Here is a 4,560-nt window from a genome sequence, read left to right on the forward strand (position 1 = left end):
CCGAACGGCATCGTCGATATCGTCGACACTGGCGATACCTTGCTGGGCAATGTCGCAGGCCAGATTGACGATGGCGGCCAGGGTTCGCTGAGCGACGAAACCGACGCTGTCACGAATGAGAGTAACGCCGACACCGTCGCGGGCAAAAAGCGCATGCGCGGCATCGCGATAGGCCGCGTCCGTGGCGGGGCACGTCATCAGTGTCCGATGACGGGCGATACCCGCGAACATATCGATGCAGACTGTCCTTTGCGGCGGTGTCCCTGCCAGTTCGCACGCCATCGTCGTGTCGTAGCCGTAAGGCGCAAGCAGGCACAGGGCATCATTGGTTGGCGTTGCACCGGCTTCGACCTGCGCGCCAAGTTTCTTCATGAGCGCGACGAGCGTGTTGCGATCTTCATCCTGCTCCGCGCCGATCCAGACCGGCGGTAGCTTGACAACATCGGGCACCGGTCGGGGCGACGGCGGATCGATCTTTTGGCCGGCGCGGTATCGGTAAAATCCTTCGCCCGCCTTGCGCCCGATACGGCCACCGGCCAACATGAGGCGCGTGAGGGCGGAGGGACGGTAGCGCGGCTCCTGGTAGAACTGGTTGTAGATGGATTCCATGACGGGATGAGAGACATCGAGTCCCGTCAGGTCGAAGAGTTCGAGCGGTCCCATACGGAAGCCGCAGGTCTCGCGCAGGATCGTGTCGATTTCGCCGACAGGCGCCACGCATTCGTTCAAGATCTTGAGCGCTTCCGTGCCATAGGCACGCCCGGCATGGTTGACGATGAAACCCGGAGTATCCTTGGTGCGGACCCCGCGATGCCCCATCCGCGCGGCAAGTGCCAGCAGCGCATCGCCCACAGCAGGATCGCCGGCAAGCCCGTCGATCACCTCGACGACCTTCATGAGAGGCACGGGGTTGAAGAAGTGGAATCCGGCGACCCGTTCGGGATGATCGCTGGCGCTTGCTATGGCCGTCACCGAAAGAGAGGAGGTGTTGGTCGCCAAAATGCAATCGGCTGCAACGATGCCTTCCAGCTTGCCCAAAAGCTCCTGCTTTGCCTCGATCCTCTCGACGATGGCTTCTACGACCAGATCGCATTGCGCAAGATCGTCGAGGCGATCTGCAACCGTCAGGCGTGACAAGGCAGCCTGAGCGGCGTCAGCGCTGATCTTGCCCTTGTCGGCCAGCTTTGCGAATGTCGCGGCGAGGTTGTCCTTCGCCAGGGCAGCCGCTCCGTCGCGGGCGTCAAAAAGTATCACTGAAAGACCGGCCTGCGCTGCGATCTGCGCAATACCGCTTCCCATTACACCTGTGCCGACGACACCCATGCAGTCGATTGATCGGGCCATTATCACTTACCCTCGAAAACCGGGGACCGCTTCTCGAAAAACGCGACAGCCCCTTCCTTCTGATCCTTGCTATCGAACAGGAGCTGGAACGCCTTGCGCTCCAGCATCAACGCGCTATCGAGCGGCAAATCGGCACCGGCCAGGATGACCTCTTTGATCTGCGCCACTGCGATGGGCGGCAAGGCTGCGATCTCGGCGGCGAGTTCCTGTGCCCGTGCAATCGTCCGATCATCCGGCACCACTTCGCTGGCGAGGCCCATTGCAAGTGCCTCAGATGCGCGAACCGTGCAGCCTGTCAGGGCGATGCGCATGGCCTGGAACTTGCCTACTGCGCGAACAAGCCGTTGTGTTCCGCCAGCCCCGGGCATCAGGCCGAGCTTGATTTCGGGTTGCGCGAACTTGGCACTCTCTCCGGCAACGATGATATCGCAGTGCATCGCCAGTTCGCAGCCTCCGCCCAGGGCAAATCCGTTGACTGCCGCAATCACTGGCTTTGGGCACCGGCCTATCGCATCCCAGAGAACTTCCGTATGCCGCAGATACATTTCGACCGGGCCTGCTCCGGCGAATTCCCGGATATCTGCTCCGGCAACGAAGCAGGTTTCCCCACCTGTGAGTATGATGGCACGGACCCCCGCATCGACGGATAGGCGATTGAACATATCAGCCAGATCGCGACGGATAGCCATGCTTAGGGCGTTCCGTGCCTCAGGGCGATTGATGCGCACTGTCGCGACGCCGTTATCGTGGCGTTCGACAGAAACGAAGCTGTCTTGCGGGGCTGTCAATTTTATCCTCCCAGAACTGAAATTCCGCATGGCGAAACTCAATTTCGTTATTTTTATAATAGAAGGCCAAAACATCGATTGTAAAGCCGGTTGCCAACCAGGGCTTGAAAAATCCATCAACATTCAGAACATAAAAGCGAATTTCGGTCTTGTCTTCCTGTTCCGCTTCCTTCATAGTTTCGCTATGCGAAATATGATTTCGCGTATTGACAAACCCGAAAGGCAGATTTCTAATGTCACGCATCAAGACGAACTTGAACGCTACCGACAGGGAGAACCGCAAGGCGGAGGTCGGGAGATGGAAAAGTCTGCGCCGGCTCCCTTGAGCGTGGAGAATGAGGAGGAGGATCGTCAGTTCGTAACAGCGCTGGCCCGAGGGCTGGAAATCCTGCGCTGTTTCACGCCTAAAGACAACACGCTCGGAAATCAGGAGATCGCCCGCAAGACGAGTCTGCCGAAGCCGACCGTTTCACGCCTGACTCATACGCTAACGCGCCTTGGTTACCTGAAACAGGATACGGGTTCGGGACGATACCAGCTGGACGTCGGTGTTTTGGGGCTCGGTTATGCAATGCTTTCGAACATGACAATCCGCACGGTTGCCGCGCCATTGATGATGGACCTGGCTGACTATGCCAAGGCAGCCGTTGCCCTGGCGGCACGCGATCGACTTCAAATGGTCTATGTCGACGTGGTGCAAGGAGGCGGAAACATGACTATGCGCCGTCAGGTGGGCAGCTACCTGCCTTTGGCACAAAGTTCGGTTGGCCGCGCATGTCTTGCTGCCATGCCAGAGAGCGAGCGGGCGTTCCTCATGGAACATATCCGCAATCGCGACCCGGAAGCCTGGCCTTTGGTGCGCCGCGGGCTTGAGCGGGCGTTTCGCGATTATGAGGACTATGGCTACTGCCTGTCGATCGGAGAATGGCACAAGGACGTCAACTCGGTGGCGGTGCCGCTGGTTCACAAGCAATACGGGGTCGTTGCGTTCAATTGCGGAGGCCCGAGCTTTCAGCTGCCGCAAGAAAAGCTGGAGGACGATATCGGTCCCCGGCTGATTACTATGGTTCACAACATCGGTTCTGCCGTCCCGTAATCTTTCCGGGCGGCAGGGCCTCGACATGGCGGGGCAACCCTGCCGCTAGGAGAGTGCATGATCCGCGAGCCGGAAACCCTTCAGATGCTGGTAGATACCGTTCGCCAGTTTGTTTCGGAAACCCTTATCCCGCGGGAAAATGAAGTCGCTGAAACGGATGCGATCCCCGTCGACATCATTCAACAGATGAAGGAATTCGGTTTCTTCGGACTGACGATTCCCGAACAATACGGCGGACTTGGCCTCACTATGGAGGAGGAGGTGAACGTCGTGTTCGAACTCGGACGGACTTCGCCGGCCTTCCGCTCTCATATCGGCACGAATAACGGCATCGGCTCGATCGGCATATTGATCGACGGCACCGAAGCGCAGAAAGATAGCTATCTGCCGCGGCTCGCAAGCGGCGAGCTTCTCAGTTCGTTCTGCCTCACCGAACCCGACGCCGGTTCCGACGCCGCCTCGCTCAAGACCACGGCGATCCGCGACGGCGATGACTATGTGCTGAACGGCACCAAACGCTTCATCACCAATGCACCACTGGCCAGTGTTTTCACGGTCATGGCGCGCACCTCCACCGACATCAAGGGTGCCAGCGGTATCAGCGCATTTGTTGTCGAACGTGGCACCGCCGGACTTTCATTTGGCAAACCCGATCACAAGATGGGCCAGAAAGGCGCGCTGACTTGCGATGTCATCCTCGATAATGTCCGCGTTCCCGCAGGCCAGTTAATCGGCGGCGTCGAGGGTGTCGGGTTCAAAACCGCGATGAAGGTACTGGACAAGGGCAGACTGCACATCGCTGCCCTGAGCGTCGGAGCATCAGAACGCATGCTCGCCGATGCCCTGGCTTACGCTCTGGAACGCAAGCAGTTCGGCAAGCCAATCGCTGATTTCCAGCTCATCCAGGCGATGCTCGCCGACAGCAAGGCGGAAATCTATGCCGCGAAATGTATGGTTCTCGACGCCGCGCGCAAGCGTGATGAAGGCTTGAATGTCAGCACTGAAGCGTCTTGCGCCAAGATGTTCGCGACCGAGATGTGCGGTCGCGTCGCCGATCGCTGTGTGCAAATTCACGGCGGCGCCGGATATGTGAGCGAGTACGCGATCGAGCGCTTCTACCGCGACGTCCGGTTATTCCGAATCTACGAGGGGACGACACAGATCCAGCAGATTGTCATCGCTCGCAACATGATACGCGAAGCAATGCGCTGAATTTTTCATTCATCAAAATTCGTTTTCCGCCGGGCTAACCAAGACGCGTTAGCCCGCTTGGCGGAGGCTTGCCTTGAGGAGAATACGCGCGACAGCGCTGTCAACGGCGGAGTAAAAACC

The 4,560-nt window shown here is 58.7% G+C and carries 4 protein-coding genes; 2 read left to right on the forward strand and 2 right to left on the reverse strand.

Going from position 1 to position 4,560, the window contains the following annotated elements:
* Nucleotides 1-1,344: 3-hydroxyacyl-CoA dehydrogenase (locus B2V90_RS04965; RefSeq protein WP_293919982.1), on the reverse strand; the 1,344-nt coding region annotated here is incomplete at its 3' end.
* Between the two features lie 2 nt (nt 1,345-1,346).
* Complete coding sequence (locus tag B2V90_RS04970; RefSeq protein WP_206378523.1) at nt 1,347-2,162, reverse strand: enoyl-CoA hydratase; 816 nt, start codon at nt 2,160-2,162, stop codon at nt 1,347-1,349.
* Between B2V90_RS04970 and B2V90_RS04975 the strand changes: the two genes are divergently transcribed.
* Nucleotides 2,161-3,228 carry an IclR family transcriptional regulator gene (locus B2V90_RS04975; RefSeq protein WP_293919987.1) on the forward strand — a complete coding sequence of 356 codons (1,068 nt, stop codon included), beginning with the start codon at nt 2,161-2,163 and terminating at the stop codon, nt 3,226-3,228. The two genes, B2V90_RS04970 and B2V90_RS04975, sit on opposite strands and share 2 nt — an antisense overlap.
* Nucleotides 3,229-3,285: 57 nt before the next feature.
* Nucleotides 3,286-4,440 carry an acyl-CoA dehydrogenase family protein gene (locus B2V90_RS04980; protein ID WP_293919990.1) on the forward strand — a complete coding sequence of 385 codons (1,155 nt, stop codon included), beginning with the start codon at nt 3,286-3,288 and terminating at the stop codon, nt 4,438-4,440.
* Nucleotides 4,441-4,560 lie beyond the last annotated feature (120 nt).

Source organism: Sphingobium sp. UBA5915 (genome assembly GCF_002431195.1).
GTDB lineage: Bacteria > Pseudomonadota > Alphaproteobacteria > Sphingomonadales > Sphingomonadaceae > Sphingobium > Sphingobium soli.